At 61.9% G+C, this 18,821-nt stretch carries 18 protein-coding genes and 1 riboswitch; of the genes, 10 read left to right on the forward strand and 8 right to left on the reverse strand.

The annotated features are described in order from the left end of the window. Window positions 1-256: 256 nt before the first annotated feature. The 5 genes from gatB to ACSAMP_RS00025 all read right to left on the reverse strand — a co-directional run bounded on the left by gatB (window position 257) and on the right by ACSAMP_RS00025 (window position 5,483). Window positions 257-1,705: an Asp-tRNA(Asn)/Glu-tRNA(Gln) amidotransferase subunit GatB gene (gene gatB / locus ACSAMP_RS00005; RefSeq protein WP_457799139.1), complete on the reverse strand. Its 1,449-nt coding sequence runs from the start codon at window positions 1,703-1,705 to the stop codon at window positions 257-259. Window position 1,706: 1 nt separating this feature from the next. Beyond that, on the reverse strand, window positions 1,707-3,194 hold the full coding sequence (gatA, locus tag ACSAMP_RS00010; RefSeq protein WP_457799140.1) for an Asp-tRNA(Asn)/Glu-tRNA(Gln) amidotransferase subunit GatA: 1,488 nt from the start codon (window positions 3,192-3,194) through the stop codon (window positions 1,707-1,709). A 15-nt stretch (window positions 3,195-3,209) separates the two neighbouring features. Then, entirely contained in the window at window positions 3,210-3,497 is a 288-nt protein-coding gene (gatC, locus tag ACSAMP_RS00015; RefSeq protein ID WP_457799141.1) for an Asp-tRNA(Asn)/Glu-tRNA(Gln) amidotransferase subunit GatC, read from the reverse strand. A 26-nt stretch (window positions 3,498-3,523) separates the two neighbouring features. Continuing rightward, window positions 3,524-4,837: an aspartate--tRNA(Asn) ligase gene (gene aspS, locus ACSAMP_RS00020; protein ID WP_457799142.1), complete on the reverse strand. Its 1,314-nt coding sequence runs from the start codon at window positions 4,835-4,837 to the stop codon at window positions 3,524-3,526. Window positions 4,838-5,255: 418 nt separating this feature from the next. Then, entirely contained in the window at window positions 5,256-5,483 is a 228-nt protein-coding gene (locus ACSAMP_RS00025; protein ID WP_457799143.1) for a hypothetical protein, read from the reverse strand. A 158-nt stretch (window positions 5,484-5,641) separates the two neighbouring features. Here ACSAMP_RS00025 and ACSAMP_RS00030 point away from each other — a divergent pair, with 158 nt between their 5' ends. Next, the gene (locus tag ACSAMP_RS00030; protein ID WP_457799219.1) at window positions 5,642-6,217 is read left to right on the forward strand and encodes a uracil-DNA glycosylase; all 576 of its coding nucleotides are present in this window, start codon (window positions 5,642-5,644) and stop codon (window positions 6,215-6,217) included. Window positions 6,218-6,568: 351 nt separating this feature from the next. On the opposite strand, the gene ACSAMP_RS00035 is transcribed toward ACSAMP_RS00030, so the two are convergent. After that, on the reverse strand, window positions 6,569-7,303 hold the full coding sequence (locus tag ACSAMP_RS00035; protein WP_457799144.1) for a hypothetical protein: 735 nt from the start codon (window positions 7,301-7,303) through the stop codon (window positions 6,569-6,571). A gap of 181 nt (window positions 7,304-7,484) precedes the next feature. Here ACSAMP_RS00035 and ACSAMP_RS00040 point away from each other — a divergent pair, with 181 nt between their 5' ends. Then, window positions 7,485-8,885 carry a sodium-dependent transporter gene (locus ACSAMP_RS00040; protein WP_457799145.1) on the forward strand — a complete coding sequence of 467 codons (1,401 nt, stop codon included), beginning with the start codon at window positions 7,485-7,487 and terminating at the stop codon, window positions 8,883-8,885. A gap of 71 nt (window positions 8,886-8,956) precedes the next feature. Here the strand turns inward: ACSAMP_RS00040 and ACSAMP_RS00045 are convergent, their stop codons facing one another. Together ACSAMP_RS00045 and ACSAMP_RS00050 are read right to left on the reverse strand one after the other, a co-directional pair. Continuing rightward, the gene (locus ACSAMP_RS00045) at window positions 8,957-9,808 is read right to left on the reverse strand and encodes an aminotransferase class IV (protein ID WP_457799146.1); all 852 of its coding nucleotides are present in this window, start codon (window positions 9,806-9,808) and stop codon (window positions 8,957-8,959) included. A gap of 83 nt (window positions 9,809-9,891) precedes the next feature. Continuing rightward, window positions 9,892-10,443: a phosphatase PAP2 family protein gene (locus ACSAMP_RS00050; protein ID WP_441796621.1), complete on the reverse strand. Its 552-nt coding sequence runs from the start codon at window positions 10,441-10,443 to the stop codon at window positions 9,892-9,894. A 228-nt stretch (window positions 10,444-10,671) separates the two neighbouring features. Between ACSAMP_RS00050 and ACSAMP_RS00055 the strand changes: the two genes are divergently transcribed. The 8 genes from ACSAMP_RS00055 (at window position 10,672) to ACSAMP_RS00090 (ending at window position 18,792) form a co-directional block, all read left to right on the forward strand. Beyond that, window positions 10,672-11,763, forward strand: a complete 1,092-nt coding sequence (locus ACSAMP_RS00055; RefSeq protein WP_457799147.1) for a glycosyltransferase family protein — start codon at window positions 10,672-10,674, stop codon at window positions 11,761-11,763. A 367-nt stretch (window positions 11,764-12,130) separates the two neighbouring features. After that, complete coding sequence (purE, locus tag ACSAMP_RS00060; RefSeq protein WP_147562637.1) at window positions 12,131-12,622, forward strand: 5-(carboxyamino)imidazole ribonucleotide mutase; 492 nt, start codon at window positions 12,131-12,133, stop codon at window positions 12,620-12,622. A 90-nt stretch (window positions 12,623-12,712) separates the two neighbouring features. Beyond that, entirely contained in the window at window positions 12,713-13,423 is a 711-nt protein-coding gene (gene purC, locus ACSAMP_RS00065) for a phosphoribosylaminoimidazolesuccinocarboxamide synthase (protein ID WP_147562638.1), read from the forward strand. A gap of 21 nt (window positions 13,424-13,444) precedes the next feature. Next, window positions 13,445-14,869 (forward strand): amidophosphoribosyltransferase, encoded by a 1,425-nt coding sequence (locus ACSAMP_RS00070; protein WP_147562639.1) that lies wholly within the window; start codon window positions 13,445-13,447, stop codon window positions 14,867-14,869. A gap of 103 nt (window positions 14,870-14,972) precedes the next feature. Continuing rightward, complete coding sequence (gene purM / locus ACSAMP_RS00075) at window positions 14,973-16,016, forward strand: phosphoribosylformylglycinamidine cyclo-ligase (RefSeq protein ID WP_227146160.1); 1,044 nt, start codon at window positions 14,973-14,975, stop codon at window positions 16,014-16,016. Continuing rightward, complete coding sequence (purN, locus tag ACSAMP_RS00080; RefSeq protein ID WP_457799148.1) at window positions 16,016-16,645, forward strand: phosphoribosylglycinamide formyltransferase; 630 nt, start codon at window positions 16,016-16,018, stop codon at window positions 16,643-16,645. The genes purM and purN overlap by 1 nt, the downstream gene beginning before the upstream one ends. A gap of 108 nt (window positions 16,646-16,753) precedes the next feature. After that, a riboswitch (ZMP/ZTP riboswitch) is annotated at window positions 16,754-16,836 on the forward strand. 57 nt (window positions 16,837-16,893) lie between these two features. Then, window positions 16,894-17,604 (forward strand): IMP cyclohydrolase, encoded by a 711-nt coding sequence (locus ACSAMP_RS00085; protein WP_457799149.1) that lies wholly within the window; start codon window positions 16,894-16,896, stop codon window positions 17,602-17,604. Between the two features lie 15 nt (window positions 17,605-17,619). Then, the gene (locus ACSAMP_RS00090; RefSeq protein ID WP_457799150.1) at window positions 17,620-18,792 is read left to right on the forward strand and encodes a phosphoribosylaminoimidazolecarboxamide formyltransferase; all 1,173 of its coding nucleotides are present in this window, start codon (window positions 17,620-17,622) and stop codon (window positions 18,790-18,792) included. The last annotated feature ends 29 nt before the right edge of the window (window positions 18,793-18,821 follow it).

An 18,821-nucleotide genomic window follows, 5' to 3' on the forward strand; every position in this document is an offset into this window, starting at 1 on the left:
GTCACGTCCTTCACTCCTCCCCACTTAGGCTCCACTTCGCGGGCATTTACTCCACTTTGCCCCACTCTTGTTTTTTAGTATAAAAGCTGTTGACATAAAAATCAAGAGTTTTTTCCCAATTCCACGCAGAAAAAAACCGCCGATTTTCCACAAAATCGGCGGTTTTTTCATTGGAACAGGTGTTTTATTTCACTTTATAACGTGACGTTTTTCCTGCATTCACATAGTTTTCCACTGGTTTTTCCACATTTTTGGGTCAAATGTTGCTTTCATGGATTTGACACAGGGCTTTTTCCACACAGGCCTTCACCCCGGCGGGGTCGGCCTTGCCTTTTAATTGCCGCATGGCCTGGCCCACCAGGAAGCCGGCGACTTTCTGATTGCCCCCCTGATAGTCGGCCACCGCGGCGGGGTTGTCCCTCAGCACCTGGGCCACCGTCTGCTCCACCAGGGCGGCGTCGTTCACCTGCTCCAGGCCGTGGTCCCGGACATAGCCCTCCACGTCCCCGTTGTCGGGGAACACTGCCCGGAACACTTTCGCCGCCGTGTTCCGGTTCAGCCGTCCCGCGTCCACCATGGCGATGAGCCGGGCCAGGTTGTCCGGGGTCAGCTTCATCTGCTTTGGCTCGATGGCCTCCTCCTTCAGGCGGCGCATCATCTCCCCCAGCATCCAGTGGCACACCTCTTTGGCCGGAGCGCCGCAGGCCACCGCCGCCTCGAAAAAGTCCACCAGGGCCTTCTGGCCGGTGATGAGCCGGGCGTCCTGCTCGGTCAGGCCATAGTCCCGCTGATACCGGGCCTGGCGCTCCGGGGCCATCTCGGGCTGCTGGGCCCGCAGGGTCTGCAAAAATTCCTCGGACAGCTCCAGAGGCGGGATGTCCGGCTCGGGGAAATAGCGATAGTCCTGGGCGCTCTCCTTGCTGCGCATGGAAAAGGTGGCGTCCTTGTTGTCGTCCCAGCGCCGGGTCTCCTGAACGATCCGCTTGCCCTCCTCGATGCGCTCGATCTGCCGCCGGGTCTCATAAGCGATGGCCCGGGTGATGGCCTTGAAGGAGTTTAGGTTCTTCATCTCTGTGCGGGTGCCCAGTTCCTCGGTCCCGGCGGGGCGGACGGACAGGTTCACGTCGCACCGGAGGGAGCCCTCCTGCATCTTGCAGTCGGACACGCCCATATATTCTAAGGTAGAGCGCAGCTTTTCCAGATAGGCCACCACCTCCTCCGCCGTGCGGAAGTCCGGCTCTGTGACGATCTCCACCAGGGGCACGCCGCAGCGGTTATAGTCGCACCGGGTCTGGTCGATCCAGGGGTCGTGGACCAGCTTGCCCGCGTCCTCCTCCATGTGCAGTTCGTGGATGCGGATGTCCTTCTCCCCCGCCGCCGTGGTGATGGCCACCCGGCCGTTCACCCCGATGGGCACATACAGCTGGGACACCTGATAGGCCTTGGGCAAGTCGGGGTAGAAATAGTTCTTCCGGTCAAACCGGTGGCGGCGGTTCACCGTGCAGTTCAGGGCCAGGGCGGTCTTGGCGGCAAACTCCACCACCTTTTTGTTCACCACCGGCAGGGTGCCCGGCATACCGGTACACACGGGGCAGCAGTGGGTGTTGGGCGCGCCGCCGAACTGGGTGGTGCAGGAGCAGAATATCTTGGTCTTGGTGGCCAGTTCCACGTGGGTCTCCAGACCGATCACCGTCTCCCATGTCATGTCAGACCGCCTCCTTTTTTTCAGCCTGTCCCCGTCCGGGGCGGCGCTTGTGATAGTCCGTGTCCAGCTGGAAGGCGTGGGCCGCCCCCAGCACCTTGCTCTCCCCCAGGGGCGGGCCGATGAGCTGGCAGCCGATGGGCAGGCCCTTTTCGTCAAAGCCGCAGGGCATAGACAGCCCGGGCAGCCCCGCCAGGTTCACCGACACGGTGTAAATGTCGCTGAGATACATCTGCAGGGGGTCGGACAGGCTCTCCCCCAGCCTGGGGGCGGTGGTGGGGGCCACGGGGGTGAGCATCACGTCGCACTGAGTAAACGCCTGGTCAAAGGCTTTTTTAATCAATCCCTTCACCTGGAGGGCCTTTTTATAATAGGCGTCGTAATAGCCCGCCGACAGCACGAAGGAGCCCAGCAGGATGCGCCGCTTCACCTCCGCCCCAAAGCCCTGGGTGCGGGTGCGGCAGTACAGGTCGGTCAGGTCCTCATAGCCCTCCGCCCGCCAGCCGTATTTCACCCCGTCGAACCGGGACAGGTTAGAGCTGGCCTCGGCGGCGGCGATAATATAATAGGTAGGGATGACGTATTTCATCACCGGGAAGTCGAACTCCACCAGCTCCGCCCCACGGGCCTTCAGCACCTGGGCCGCCTGGAGGACGCCTGCTCGCACCTCGGGGTCCAGGCCGTCGCCGAAGCAGTCGGCGGGGATGCCGATCTTCATGCCCCGCACGTCCCCGGTGAGCCCGGCCAGCAGGCCCCCGGCGGGCACGTCCAGGCTGGTGCCGTCCCTGGGGTCCTTGCCCATCACGGCGTCCAGCACGGCGGCGCAGTCGGCGGCGTCCCGGGCCAGGGGGCCCATCTGGTCCAGGGAGGAGGCGTAGGCGATGAGGCCATAGCGGGACACCGCCCCATAGGTGGGCTTGATCCCCGTCACGCCGCAATAGGCGGCGGGCTGGCGGATGGACCCGCCGGTGTCCGAGCCCACGGCATACCAGCAGTCCCGCTCCGCCACAGCGGCGGCGGCCCCGCCGGAGGAGCCGCCGGGCACCCGCGCCCGGTCCCAGGGGTTGCGGGTGGGACCGTAGCAGGAGGTCTCGGTGGTGGAGCCCATGGCGAACTCGTCCATGTTCACCTTGCCCAGGCACACCGCCCCCTGGGCCCCCAGCCGCTCCACCAGGGTGGCGTCATAGGGGGGTACAAAGCCGGTCAAGATCTTGCTGGCGCAGGTGGTGGACACGCCTTTCGTACAGATGTTATCTTTCAATGCCATGGGCACTCCAGCCAGGGGGCCGGTGAGCGCCCCCGCCGCCATCTGCTTTTCGATCTCCCGTGCCCGATCCAGGGCACGGTCCGCAGTGACGGCCACAAAGGCCCCGTTCTCTTTTGTCTCCTCCATCCGCTTTAAAGCCGCCTGGGCGGCCTGGGTGGGGGAAACCTCTCCCTTGCGGATGGCCGCGCCCAGCTCCAGGGCGGTCAAGTCAAAGATATCGCGCATAACGTTCTCCCTCCCTTATTCCACCGTCTTGGGCACCAGAAATGCCTCGTCATCCGCCGCCGGGGCGTTCTTCAGCAGCTCCCCCCGGTCCATGGAGGGCCGCACCTCGTCCTCCCGCAGCACGTTCTTCACGGGGAACACGTGGCTCAGGGGTTCTACCCCGGAGGTGTCCAGGGTGTTCAGGGTGTCCATATAGGCTAGGATGCCCTCCAGGTCTCCGGCCATTTTGGCCTTCTCCTCCTCCGGCAGGCGCAGCCGGGACAGCTGGGAGATGTGGTCGATCAGTTCTGTGGTGATCTTCATGTGGCTTCTCCTCTCTTCCGCTCTTCTCAAGGCTCCAGGCGGCTCAGGTCACGGGGGAACAGGCTGGCCCGGCGCACGTTGTCCAGTCCGCACAGCTGGGCGGTGAGCCGCTCCAGGCCGATGCCCAGCCCGCCGTGGGGGGGCATCCCGTGCTTGTGGATCATTAGATAGCTGTCAAACTCCGCCGGGTCCATGCCCTTGGCCTCCATCTTGGCCACCTGCTGGGCATAGTCGTGGATGCGCTGGCCGCCGGTGGTCACCTCCATGCCCCGGAACAGCAGGTCGAAGGACAGGGTATATTTGCTATCCTCCGGGTCATCCATGGCATAGAAGGGGCGCTTTTTGGCGGGGTAGTGGGTGACGAAGACAAAGTCCGCGCCGTACTCCTCTTTGAAATAGCGGCCAATGTTGTGCTCCTCCTCCGGCTCCAGGTCATAGGGGTCCCGGATGGGGCGGCCATATTTCTCCGCCGCCAGCCGCTTGGCCTCGTCAAAGCGCACGGCGGGAATTTTGTCTGTCTCAGGCAGCGTCACCCCCAGCAGGGCCAGGTCGTCAGCGTAGTCCCGCGCCAGCAGGGCCATGGCGTACTGAAGAAAGCCCGCCTCCATGTCCATCACGTCCTGGAAGGAGCGGATAAAGCCCATCTCAAAGTCCAGGGAGGTGTACTCGTTCAGGTGCCGGGGGGTGGAGTGCTTCTCCGCCCGGAACACGGGGGCCACCTCAAACACCCGCTGGAACACCCCCACCATGGTCTGCTTATAGAACTGGGGGGACTGGGCCAAAAACGCCTTGCGGCCGAAATAGTCCAGGCGGAAGATGTTGCTGCCCCCCTCCGCCCCGGCGTGGACGATCTTGGGGGTGTGGATCTCGGTAAAGCCCTGGCCGGTGAGATACTCCCGGAAGGCCCGGGACAGGCCCTCCTGTATTTTGAACACCGCCCGCTCCTTCAACGCCCGCAGGACCACCGGGCGCAGGCCCAGCTCGGTGTCCAGGTTCAGCTTCAGCCGCCCCTTGGACACGGGCACCGGCATGGGCTGGGCGGGGCGGGATAAAATCTCCAGCCCGGTCAGCCGCACCTCCAGCCCGCCGGGGGCCCGGCTCTCGGCGGCCACCTGGCCGGTGAGGGTGACGGCGCACTCCTCGCTCAGCTCCTGGGGCAGCAGCTCCGGGTCAGCCACGCACTGCACCGCCCCGTCGGGCAGCCGCAGGGTGAGGAAGGTCACGCCCCCCAGGGGGCGCAGGGCGTGGACCATGCCGTCCAGGGTGACGGTCTGCCCCACCAAAGCGGCCAGGTCCCCCTTGCTCATGCTCTTCTTTGGCGTTCCCGTGACAAATTCCATAACACTTTTCCTTTCTCAAGTCCGGCGATACGCCCGGGAACGAAAAAATCCCGGGGCGTATCTGATTACGATACACCCCGGGACGAAATCATCCGTGTCAATGATTCCGCGGTACCACCCGCGTTGTCTCTCCAACAAGAGACCTCTTTCGAGCCCCGATAACGTGGGGAATCCGTACAGCCCTCAACGGCGCTTGCCCTTTGAACTGTAAGCTCAGGAGTGTTGCACCACCTTGTCTTTCCTGGCCGGGCTTTCAGCACAGTGGCCCGGTCTCTCTGTTGGATGCCGTCAGGTGTGGTCTCCGTCCGCGCTTTTTTCTTATGGCCGCATTATACGCCTGCACATCCCTACTTGTCAACTATGTTTTTCACAACATCATTTTAGTTGGATGAAGAATTTTCGTCACTCCGACTTAAACTTATTTTCTGCCTTCCCGCCACTTCTCCGCCAGACGGAACACAATCTCCAGCGCCAGCCACACCACAAAGGCCGACAGGGCGGCAGAGAAACACACCGCCGCCGGATCATTCATGGCCCCGGATGGGATATCTCCGGGCGCTGCACTGGGGACAAGCCCCCGGACGAGCTGGACGAGGAATGCGATTCCTGCCCCAAGGCAGAGGACAATGGTTTTCCTGCGCTTCATGTGGTCAGCCTCCTTTTTGATTTTCTGTTTTCAGCTTATCATAGACGGGCGGCGGGTTCAACTATATTTCTATCTTCTCGCCGGGGCTTTTCTCCCCTTCCCCGATGTGGTATACTGGAACAAAAGCAAGACAGAAAGGGGCCTGGAAAATGGCTTGGATGGACTGGAACGCCCTGGAGCAGACCTGCATGGGCTGTCAGCGGTGCGCCCTGGCGGATGGGCGGCATAACGTGGTGTTCGGCGTAGGCAGCCGGGACGCGGAGGTCATGTTCGTGGGCGAGGGCCCCGGGGAGAACGAGGACCTGCAGGGCGAGCCCTTTGTGGGCCGGGCGGGCAAGCTGCTGGACGACATGCTGGAGCTCATCGACCTGGACCGGAAGAAAAACGTGTACATCGCCAACATCGTCAAGTGCCGTCCCCCCCACAACCGTGACCCCCTGAACACCGAGCAGGACGCCTGCATCGGCTATCTCCGCAACCAGGTGGCCCTCATCCGGCCCAAGATCATCGTCTGCCTGGGCCGCATCGCCGCCATGCGCCTCATCCGGGAGGACTATCGCATCACCCGGGAGCACGGCCAGTGGGTGGAAAAGGCCGGCGTAGCCATGACCGCCCTCTATCACCCCGCCGCCATCCTCCGGGACCCCGGCAAGCGGCCAGAGACCTTTGACGACCTGAAAAGCCTACAGGCCAAGATCCGCCAGGTGTGCAGCAGGACTTATGGATTGACTTAACTGTCATTGCGAGGAGGGCGCAGCACCCGCAAGGGGTACGCCGCATCCGTAAGGCAGCAAAGCTGCCAACGGCTGCGCAGCGACGCGGGAATCCGAATCCCCGTCCAGCAGCCTCCCTTGTCAAAGGGAGGTGGCACGGCGAAGCCGTGACGGAAGGATTCCGACCCCCGGAAAGCTATCCTAAAAACGGAATCCCTCAGTCAGCTTCGCTGACAGCCCCCTTTAACAAGGGGGCCAAGGGACGGGGGTTACGGATTGCCACGTCGGGCTTTGCCCTCCTCGCAATGACAATGACAAAGAACGCCCTCGCTCCATTCTAAAACCACGGAGCAGGGGCGTTCTTTTCCCTTGCTACTTCGTATGCTCTTTTACATACTTCTCCAAAAACTGATACACCTCTTCTGTCGTATCTCCATTGTATATCCGTGGGGAATCTTCCTGATCTATCTCATATACCATCTCTGCATAATGGCTCTCTTCCACAGCCCGCTCAACAACAGTCCCGTCTACCTTGCCGTCGATGATGGGGATCAAGCTCCACATGTATATGTCGTTGATATAAAGGCTGGGCGGGAAAACCATTTGGTCCTCCACAACGCGGCAGTTGAACCCGTCCTGCTCTAATGTCCGGGCCATCTCTTCATCCAAGCCGTAGCGTCCGAACCACGATGGTTCGTCCTCCGCATACACGATAAAAGAATCCGCCCGCTGCAAGAGTTCCTGTAATTCCGGGTAATATTCCTCTTGAAGCCCATTTACCTTGAGCCACGACAGAAAACTGCTCCCTGGCGTGGACAAAATCGCCCGGTTTGGGCATTGCGTGGAAACAAAGAACGCTTTTTGAATGCTGCACTTTGCGATCAGATATGCTTCGTCACCGTATTCATCCGCAAAAACCTGCGGATAAACCTTTTGGACCGCAACATCAGCCAATACAACGGGGCGGTCCTCAGACAGCGTAAATATTTCATCAAAATACGGTATCCTGGACGAATCCGGGGCATCCGAGTTTTTCCCCTGACAGCCGCAGCACAGGGACAGGAGCATGAGCAGGCTCAGTACCGATGCCATTACGTTTCGTTTCATCGTTGCCACTCCCTTCTTGTTCGATCTTTGTTGCTTTTTCGCCGCTCTTCTACTCTCACTATAACTGATTTTCGCGGAAAAGCAAGTTTTTCTACAGAAATGCTCCCCCCAAGGGCTTTACTTTTTTCGTTTTTTCAGGCATACTTTTGAATTGACTGAAAAAAGGAGAGATTGAAACGACATGAAAAAGAAGTCATCTGGTTTCAGCGGCTCGCTGGGCTTTGTGCTGGCCGCCGCTGGCAGCGCTGTTGGCGTGGGCAACATCTGGCGCTTTCCCTATCTGTGCGCCAAGGACGGGGGCGGCCTGTTCCTGGTGGTCTATCTGGTGCTGGTGCTCACCTTCGGCTTTGTCCTGCTGACCACCGACGTGGCCATTGGCCGCCGCACCAAGCTCAACGCCCTGAACGCCTATGCCGCTCTGGGGGAGAAGTGGCGCTTTCTGGGCTTTCTCACCTTCCTGGTGCCCGCCCTCATCATGACCTATTACTCCGTCATCGGCGGCTGGATCTTAAAGTATCTCACCGCCTATCTCACCACCGACGGCTCCGCACCCGCCCAGGACGGCTATTTCACCGGCTTCATCACCGCCCCGGTGGCCCCCATCGTGTTCACCCTGGTCTTTTTGGCCTTCACCGCCTTCGTGGTCTACTGCGGCGTGGAGAAGGGCATCGAGCGCTATTCCCGCATCCTCATGCCCGGCCTGCTGCTGCTCATCGTGGGCATCGCCATTTTCTCCCTCACCCTGTCCTATCAGGGGGAGGACGGCATCACCCGCACCGGCCTGCAGGGTCTGGGGGTCTATCTTCTGCCCAATCTGGAGGGGCTGACGGTACAGCGCTTTCTCCAGGTTCTGCTGGACGCTATGAGCCAGCTGTTCTTCTCTCTCAGCGTGTCCATGGGCATTATGATCACCTATGGTTCCTATGTGAAGGACGATGTGGACCTGGGCAAGGCCACAAACCAGATTGAAATTTTCGACACCGCCGCCGCCTTTTTGTCCGGCATGATGATTATCCCCGCCGTCTATGTCTTTTTGGGCACCGAAGGTATGACCTTCGGCCCCAGCCTGACCTTTGTCTCCCTGCCCAAGGTGTTCCAGTCCATGGGCCTGGTGGGCCGCCTGGTGGGTGCAGCCTTCTTCCTGATGCTGGGTTTTGCCGCTTTGACCTCCTGTGTGTCCGTGATGGAGACCCTGGTGGCCAACTGCATGGAGCTGTTCCACAAGAGCCGGAAGCAGATGTGCACCGTCATCGGCCTGTACTCCCTGGTCACCGCCGTGCTCATCTGCCTGGGCTATAACGCCCTGTACTTCGAGCTGCCCCTGCCCAACGGCTCGGTGGGCCAGCTGCTAGACGTGATGGACTATATCAGCAACAGCTTCCTGATGCCCTTCATCTCCCTGCTCACCAGCATCCTCATCGGCTGGATCGTGGGTCCCAAGTGGATCTGCGACGAGGTGCAGAAAAACGGCGAGCCCTTCCCCCGGGCCGGTCTTTACAGCGTCCTCGTCCGCTATGTGGTCCCCGTGGTCATGCTGATCCTGTTTTTGGTGTCCACCGGCCTGTGGAAGCTGAACTTCTGAGTGCATCCATAAGAATCAGCGCATGAAAATCGCCCCGCCGTTTGGCGGGGCGATTTGCGTCTCTATGGGGATTATCGGGCGGTCTCCCGCTGGAATTTCTCCAGATAGGCGTTTTGTAGCAGCTTCAGACGCTGGGGGTCCTTGCCGCCCACGGGGATGCCGTCGATGGACTCGGCCTTCATGCACAGGGCGCTGGAGCTGGTGACGATGACCTCATCGGCGTTCATCAGCTCCACCATGGAGAAGGGCTTCTCCACCACGGGGATGCCGTGCTCCCGGGCCAGCTGCAGCAGGTGCTTGCGGGTGATGCCGGGCAGGATCAGCTCGTCGGTGGGAGCGGTGTGCAGCACGCCGTCCTTCAGCATGGAGATGTTGCTGTGGGCGCACTCGGTCACCCGGCTGCCCCGGTGGAGCACCGCCTCGTCACAGCCCCGCTCCACGGCCCGCTGGTTGGCCATCACGCTGGGAATCAGGTTCAGCGTTTTGATGTTGCACATTTTAAAGCGGATGTCCTCCATGGAAATGAGCTTATAGGGCTTGTCCATGGACTTCATGGTGTGGGGCTTTACATAGATCATCAGGCTGGGCTTCACCTTCTCCGGGTCGGGGAAGGGGTGATTGCGCATACAGGCGCCCCGGGAGATCTGCCAGTACAAAAACTGCACCGGGCTCTCCTCCGCCGCGTCGATGACCTTTTGCAGCTCGGCCTTCACCTGGTCCCGCTCCATGTGGAAGGGGATCTCCAGCAGCCGCAGGCTGTTGTACATCCGGTCCAGGTGGTCGTCCAGGGCAAAGGGCACCCGGTTGGCCACGCAGGTGGCCTCGTAAATGCCGTCGCCAAAGTACAGCGCCCGGTCCTCCATGGGCACGGTCATCTCCTCCAGCGGCCCGATTTTTCCGTTATAATATCCGACTTCTTTCATTTTGATCTCTCCCCTAAATATATTGATGTTGCGAATGCCCTTTATTTGCGTAGGGGCCGATGTCCCCATCGGCCCGCTTTTGCTTACATCGAATGCCTCAGCTGATACATCTGCCAGAAATACCACACCGTCCAGGCGCACAAGGAACCCACCAGCGCCCCGGCCAGCACATCGCTGGGGTAGTGGACGCCCACATACAGCCTGGACAGGCCCATGCACACGGCCATGACCACCAGCAGACACCGCACCCCCAGCCACTGGCTGGGCAGGGCCCGCCAGAAGATCATGGCGGCGGCAAAGGCGGCGCAGGTGTGGCCGGAGGGGAAGGAGTTGGGGTCCGCCTCGTTGATGAGGGGGATCAGTCCCACCACATCCAGCCAGGGCCGGGGCCGCATGATCAGCGGCTTTAAGATCAGGTTGGTACACACCAGGCCCAGCAGCATGGCGCACAGGGCCAGCATCCCCGCCGGGCGGGTGTTCCGGTGACACAGCATGGCCAGGGAGACGGCGATCCAGATCATCCCCCCGTTGCCCAGGGAGGTGTAGCCCGCCGCCAGCGGGTCCAGCCAGGCCGTTCGGGCGTCCTGGAGCATCAGGAGGAATCCGGCGTCCATCCCTTGCAGCGCACTTAACATTCTTTTCCGCCTTTCTGTCCTTGACGGGGGTCCGGCCCCCGTCTATAATAAATTTGAAAGCAAAATCGCCTTTTTTCGCCCTGTTTTTTTACAGGTCCACTATCATTATAGCGGTTATCCGTTCCGGGCGCAAGGCACTTTCTTATTAAGCTATCTTTAATCTTTTGTGAACAGAATGTTTCTTTCCCACCCAAACACAAAAATCACACGGAAAAGGAGGTCCTGGGTATGAAGCAGATCATCTGTCTGGCCGGGCAGCCCTGGTCCTCCTCCCCCGGGCGGACCCAGCAGCTGCTCTCCCGCCTGCGGGACACGCAGGTGCTGTATTTCTCCCCCGCCGCCGGGCGGCTGGACCGCTCCTATTTAAAAAAGGGCAAAAAGGTCCGGCCCAACATCACCGCCTATACCCTGCCCCCCACCTGGGTCCCGGTGGAGGAGGCCTATGGCCGCCTGCTCCGCCCCGGGCAGCGGAAGGTGAGCCGGTTCATCCAGGGGGTGGCCGCCCGCCACCGCTTTCGGGAGCCTCTGCTGTGGACCACCGACCCCCGGCAGGTCCATCTGCTGGACCTGCTGGACTACGGCGGCCTGGTCTACGACTGTGACCGGGAGTGGGACGACCTGCCCCCGGACTGGGAGGGCTGTCTGGCCGGGGCCGCCGACGTGGTCTTTGCCGCCTCCTCCCTGCTGGCGGACCGGCTGGCCCCGTGCAGCCCCAACGTGGCCCTGCTGCCCAACGGGGTGAATTTCCCTCTGTTCTCCCAGCCCTCCGACCTGGCCTTTGACCCCCTGCCCAAAGCTGCGGGGCCGGTGCTGGGCTGGGTCGGGACCATCCGGCCCGAGCTGGATTTAGAACCCCTGCTCTACGCCGCCCGGACCATGCCCCGGTGGACCTTTGTCCTGCTGGGGCCCCAGGGGGAGGGCAATCCCCTCCTGCCCCGGCTGCGGCGGCTGCCCAACGTCATCCTGCCCGGGGGCTGCCCCATGGCCCAGGTACCCGACTGGCTCTATCGGTGCAATATCCTCATGGACTTTCTTCGGGATGACCGCACCTGTGACGACCTGGTCTCCTGCCGGATGCTGGAGTATCTGGCCACCGGGCGGCCCGTGGTGTCTATGCTGTGGCCCGACCAGATCGAGCCCCTGCCCGACGTGGTATACGGGGCCCACTCCGATCAGGAGTTCCTCACCCTCTGCCGCCACGCCCTGGACGAGCCGCCCAACTTCGCCGCCCAGCGCCGCCGCAGTCACGCCGCTGCGGCCTCCTGGCCCCTGCGCTGTACCCAGGTGGTGAACATCCTCACCACGGCGGGACTACTATAGCCTGGACAAAGCCGCTCCTATCACCCTTTTGGTATAGCCGCGGACCACTTTCCATGTTGAACTACAACAATCTCCCATCATGGCTCTTTCTTCTTGTGCAAGGCGACAAAATCGCCGATATCCCTTGCAAAGTTCGTCAATTTTCGTTAAAATAAGAACCTAAGTTGCCGTTTCTGTGAAGGAGGTATGCGCAATGGCCCACCGTTTCCGCTCTTTCGTGTTTCTGTGTCACCACTGCGCCCACCGGCAGGGACGCAACATGCCCAAAACTCATTGAACACGCTCCGTCAGGCTGTCTGTGCCCAGGCAGCCTGACGCTTTTTCTCCCGTTTCAAACCGGGGGAGCCAGTTGAAAGGAGAGATCACAATGAAAAAAGTCGCCGTCATTATGGGTTCTGACTCTGATTGGCCCGTGGTCAAGGGGGCCTGCGCCCAATTAAAGGAGTTCGGCATCCCCTATGAGGCCCACATTCTCAGTGCCCACCGCACCCCCGCCCAGGCGGCGGAGTTTGCCCGCTCCGCCCGCGCCAATGGCTTTGGTGTCATGATCTGTGCGGCGGGTATGGCCGCCCACCTGGCCGGGGCCTTTGCCGGCAATTCCACCCTGCCCGTCATCGGCATTCCCATGAAGGGGGGCGCTATGGACGGACTGGATGCCCTGCTGGCCACCGTGCAGATGCCCAGCGGCATTCCCGTTGCCACTGTGGCCCTGAACGGAGCCAAGAACGCCGCCGTGCTGGCCGCCCAGATCCTGGCCGTGGCCGATGATGACCTGGCCGCCAAGCTGGATGCTGCCCGGGAAAAGATGGCCCGGCAGATCGCCGAGAAAGAGGCCAAGCTCCAGGCGGAGCTGGACTAAAGATGATCCCAGCGGGCGGATGATATCCGCCCCTACCGAATAGACATCAATGCGATATCAAGAGATATAAATAGGGAAAGGATGTTTCACATGAAGAAAGTCGAGCAGCTGTACGAGGGCAAGGCCAAGAAGGTCTATTCCACCGAGGACCCCAACGTGGTCATCGTCTCCTATAAGGACGATGCCACCGCCTTTGACGGCCTGAAGAAGGGCACCATCACCGGCAAGGGTGCCATCAACAACCAGATGACCAACTTCCTGATGCAGCAGCTGGAGAAGGCCGGCGTACCCACCCACTTTGTCCAGGAGCTCAGCGAGCGGGAGACCGCTGTGAAGAAGGTCTCCATCGTCCCCCTGGAGGTCATCGTGCGCAACATCTCCGCCGGTCACTTCGCCAGCAACTATGGCGTGAAGGAGGGCATCGTGTTCGACGAGCCCACCATCGAATTCTCCTATAAGAACGACGACCTGCACGACCCCCTGATCAACAGCTATCACGCCGTGGCCCTGAAGCTGGCCACCTGGGATGAGATCGCCCTGATCAAGAAGTACGCCTTCCAGGTCAACGACTTCCTGAAAAAGACCCTGCTGGAGTGCGGTGTCACCCTGGTGGACTTTAAGCTGGAGTTCGGCAAGACCGCCGACGGCACCATTGTCCTGGCCGATGAGATCAGCCCCGACACCTGCCGCTTCTGGGATGCCAAGACCGGCGAGAAGCTGGACAAGGACCGCTTCCGCCGGGACCTGGGCAACGTGGAGGGCGCTTATCAGGAGATGGCCCGCCGTCTGATGGGCAAGTAAGCCGCAGCAGGGAGGTAACACATGGGAGGTTTTTTTGGGGCCGTCTCTCAGCGGGATGTCACCCTTGATATTTTCTTCGGAGTGGACTACCACTCCCACCTGGGCACCCGCCGGGGCGGCATGATCATGTTCGATGAGAAGGACGGCTTTCAGCGCCAGATCCACAACATCGAAAACACCCCCTTCCGCACCAAGTTCGAGCGGGACCTGGCCGACTTTCACGGCTGCAGCGGCATCGGCTGCATCAGCGACACCGATCCCCAGCCCCTGCTGGTGCGGTCCCACCTTGGCCTGTATGCCATCTCCACGGTGGGCATCATCAACAACGCCGATGAGCTGATCCAGACCTATTTCTCCGACCACGGTCACCAGTTCATGGCCATGAGCTCCGGCCGGGTGAACGCCACCGAGCTGGCCGCCGCCCTCATCAACCAGAAGGACGACCTGGTCTCCGGCATTCTCCACGCCCAGGAGATGATCCAGGGCTCCCTCACCCTGCTCATCCTCACCGAGCGGGGCGAGATCATCGCCGCCCGCGACCGGCTGGGCCGTCTGCCCGTACTCATCGGCAAAAACGACGAGGGCTGCTGCGTCTCCTTCGAGTCCTTTGCCTATCACAAGCTGGGCTATCAGGATTCCCACGAGCTGGGCCCCCGTGAGATCGTAAAGGTCACTGCCGACGGCTGGCAGACCCTGTCCCAGCCGGGGAAGGACATGAAGATCTGTGCCTTCCTCTGGTCCTACTACGGCTACCCCAACTCCAACTACGAGGGCGTGAACGTAGAGGTCATGCGCTATCGCAACGGCGAGCGCATGGCTCAGGACGACAAGGAGCGGGGCGTGGCCCAGGACCTGGACTATGTGGCCGGCGTGCCCGACTCCGGCCTGCCCCACGCCATCGGCTATGCCAACGCCAGCCATGTGCCCTTTGCCCGCCCCTTCGTGAAATACACCCCCACCTGGCCCCGGTCCTTTATGCCCACCAATCAGAATGTGCGCAACCAGGTGGCCAAGATGAAGCAGATCCCCGTGCCCGAGCTCATCCAGGGCAAAAAGCTGCTGTTCGTGGACGACTCCATCGTCCGTGGCACCCAGCTGCGGGAGACGGTGGAATTTCTGTATGAGAGCGGCGCAAAAGAGGTCCACATGCGCTCGGCCTGCCCGCCCATCATGTATGGCTGTAAATATCTGAACTTCTCCAGCAGCAACTCTGAAATGGAGCTGCTGGCCCGCCGCACCGTGCAGGAGCTGGAGGGGGACGAGGGCCAGAAGCACCTGGACGAGTATGCCGATGCCAGCACCCAGCGGGGCCAGTGCATGCTCAAGACCATCTGCGAGAAGTTCGGCTTCGACTCTCTGGGCTTCCAGTCCCTGGACGGCCTGCTGGATGCCATCGGCATTGACCGGGACAAGGTCTGTACCTACTGCTGGAGCGGCAAAGAGTGATTCACGGTCCGCGTCGTGGTTCCTCCCTGTCATTGCGAGGAGGGCAGCGCCCGACGTGGCAATCCGTCCTAATATCCAAACTATAAATTTTGGAGGTTTCCACATGAAGAACTCCCATTCCGAGTCCTACGCCGCCGCCGGCGTGGACGTCACCGCCGGCTACGAGTCGGTGGAGCGCATCAAGCCCATGGTAGAGTCCACCTATATCCCCGGTGTCATGGGCACCCTGGGCGGCTTCGGCGGCATGTTCGCCCCCGACGTGGCCGGGATGAAAAAGCCCGTGCTGGTCTCCGGCACCGACGGTGTGGGCACCAAGCTCCGCCTGGCCCAGCTGATGGACAAGCACGACACCATTGGCATCGACTGCGTGGCCATGTGCGTCAACGACATCATCTGCGGCGGTGCGGCCCCCCTGTTCTTCCTGGACTACATCGCCTGCGGCAAGAATGACCCCGCCCGCATCGCCGAGATCGTCACCGGCATCACCGAGGGCTGCCGCCAGTCCGAGTGCGCCCTGGTGGGCGGCGAGACCGCCGAGCACCCCGGTCTGATGCCCGACGACGACTATGACGTGGCCGGCTTCTCCGTGGGCATCGTGGACGAGGAGAAGATCATCGACGGCAAGCGCCTGGCCCAAGGGGACGTCCTCATCGGCCTGGCCTCCACCGGTGTCCACTCCAACGGCTTCTCCCTGGTGCGCAAGGTGCTGGACGTGGAGCACGCCGACCTCACCTCCCCCGTGGAGCAGCTGGGGGGCAAGAGCCTGGGCGAGGCCCTGCTCACCCCCACCCGCATCTATGTCAAGGCCATCAAGGCCCTGCTGAAGGCCGGCATTGACATCCACGCCGTCAGCCACATCACCGGCGGCGGTTTCTACGAGAACGTCCCCCGCATGATGACCGACGGCCTCACCGCCCGCATCCGTCTGGATTCCTTCCCCAAGCTGCCCATCTTCCAGCTGATCCAGGACAAGGGGAACATCCCCCAGCGGGACATGTACAACACCTTTAACATGGGCATCGGCATGATCCTGGCCCTGCCCGCCGGACAGGCCCAGCAGGCCCTGTCCGTCCTGGCCGATGCCGGTGAGAGCGCCTATGCCATCGGCGAGGTGGTCGCCGGGGCCGACGGCGTGGAGCTGGTGTGATGAAGCGCATCGCCGTGCTGGTCTCCGGCGGCGGGACCAATCTCCAGGCCCTCATCGATGCCCAGGGCCGGGGCGAGATCGTAAACGGCTCCATCGCCGCCGTGATCTCCTCCTCCCCCGACGCTTACGCCCTGGAGCGGGCCGAAAAGGCGGGCATCCCCGGCTATGTGATAGACCGGCGGGACTATCCCTCCAACCGGGCCATGACCGTGGCCCTGGTGGACAAGCTGCGTCAGCTGGACATCCAGCTGGTGGTGCTGGCCGGATTTATGACCATCCTCACCGAGGAGATGGTCCGGGCCTTCCCCAACGCCATTTTGAACATCCACCCCGCCCTGATCCCCTCCTTCGCCGGACCGGGGTGCTATGGACTTCATGTCCACGAGAAGGCCCTGGCCTATGGGGTCAAGCTGTCCGGGGCCACCGTCCATTTTGTCAGCCCGGAGTGCGACGGAGGGCCCATCGTGCTGCAAAAGGCGGTGGAGGTCCTGCCCGACGATACGCCGGAGGTGCTGCAGCGGCGGATCATGGAGCAGTGCGAGTGGAAGTTGCTGCCCAAGGCCGTGTCCCTGTTCTGCCAGGACCGCCTGGCGGTGGAGGGCCGTATCGTCCGCATCCTGGACAAGTGATGTAAGGCCCTCTCCGCCCTAAAACCCCGGGCGGCCAAAGGCCGCCCCTACAGGGGCATAACGTAGGGGCGGCCTTTGGCCGCCCGCGTGACCCCCTATCAAAACCCAAACACGCGGTGTAACTGACGGAAGTGGAACAGACCACGGGGAGCATCGCCTGTGCTTTTCTGCCGACCGTCTGGGCGCACCGAATCTCGCTTTGCGGGGTTGGTGCGCCCTGTTTTCACATCAGACAGGAGGAATGAAACATGAAGCTGCTGGATCTGGAGCAGTATCTCGCCCAGCATACCTACCCCGGCCGGGGCATCGTCCTGGGCCGCACCCCCGACAACGACAAAGTCGCCGTGGCCTATTTCATCATGGGCCGCAGCGAAAACAGCCGCAACCGCATCTTCGAGGAGACTGAGGACGGCATCCGCACCCGGGCCTTTGACGAGAGCAAGATGACCGACCCCTCCCTCATCATCTATCACCCCGTGCGCATTCTGCCCAACGGCATGACCGTGGTCACCAACGGCGACCAGACGGACACCATCCGGGACCACATCCAGCAGGGCCACTGCTATCGCCACGCCCTGAACACCCGGGCCTTCGAGCCGGACGGCCCCAACTTCACCCCCCGCATCTCCGGCGTGGTGAAGCCCGACTGCACCTATAACCTGTCCATTCTGAAGAGCCTGGACGGGGACCCGGACTGCTGCTGCCGCTACTTCTTCGAGTATGACCACGCCGCCCCCGGCGTGGGCCACTTCATCCACACCTATCAGGAGGACGTGAACCCCCTGCCCTCCTTTGAGGGGGAGCCCCGCCGGGTGGCCATTCCCCAGGCCTCCGCCCATGAGTGGGCCCAGCAGCTGTGGGCCAGCCTGAACGGGGACAATAAAGTCTCTCTCTATGTGAGCATGATCGACGTTCACACCGGCAGCCGGGACAGCGTCATCATCAACAAGCACGGCTGATCGGAGGGACAGATCATGAAGGAACTGGAACTGAAATATGGCTGCAACCCCAACCAAAAGCCCGCCCGCCTGTCCATGGACCAGGGGGAGCTGCCCCTGGAGGTACTCAATGGCCGCCCGGGATACATCAACTTTATGGACGCCCTGAACTCCTGGCAGCTGGTGCGCGCCCTGAAAAAGGCCACCGGCCTGCCCGCCGCCGCCTCCTTCAAGCACGTCTCCCCCGCCGGGGCCGCCCTGAGCCAGCCCCTGACCGAAGTGGAGCGGAAAATTTACTTCGCCCCGGAGGGGGATCTGTCCCCCATCGCCTGCGCCTATGTCCGGGCCCGGGGAGCTGACCGGCGGCGCTCCTTCGGCGACTGGGCCGCCCTGTCCGACGTGTGTGACGAGGACGCTGCCCGGGTGCTGGCCGAGGAGGTGTCTGACGGCGTCATCGCCCCCGGCTACACCGACCAGGCCCTGGCCATCCTCCGCACCAAGAAGAAGGGCAACTATAACGTGGTCCAGATCGACCCGGACTATACCCCCGCCCCGGTGGAGCGCCGGACCATCTTCGGCGTGACCTTCGAGCAGCGGTATAACGACCTGGCCATCACCGAGGAGCTGCTGCAGAACATCGTCACAGAGCACAAGGAGCTGTCCCAGCAGGCCAAAAACGACATGCTGCTGGCCCAGATCGTGCTGAAATACACCCAGTCCAACTCGGTGTGCTACGTGAAAAACGGCCAGACCCTGGGCGTGGGGGCCGGCCAGCAGAGCCGCATCCACTGCACCCGTCTGGCCGGGGACAAGGCGGACATCTGGTGGCTGCGCCAGCACCCCAAGGTCCTCGCCCTGCCCTTCCTGCCTGACATCCGCCGCCCCGCCCGGGACAACGCCATCGACCTGTATATCTCTCAGGAGCACGACGACGTGCTTGCCGACGGGGTGTGGCAGACCATCTTCACGGAAAAGCCCCCCGTCCTCACCCAGGAAGAGAAGACCGCCTGGATCGCACAGCAGTCCGGCGTCACTGTGGGCTCCGATGCCTTCTTCCCCTTCGGCGACAATGTGGAGCGGGCCCACAAGTCGGGCGTGCAGTACATCGTCCAGCCCGGCGGCTCCATCCGGGATGACCAGGTCATCGCCACCGCCGACAAATACGGCATGGTCATGGCATTTACGGGCGTAAGACTGTTCCACCACTGAAAAGAGTGATGAGATAGGAGTTAGGAGGT

The organism is Flintibacter sp. SJQ-8 (assembly GCF_054108085.1).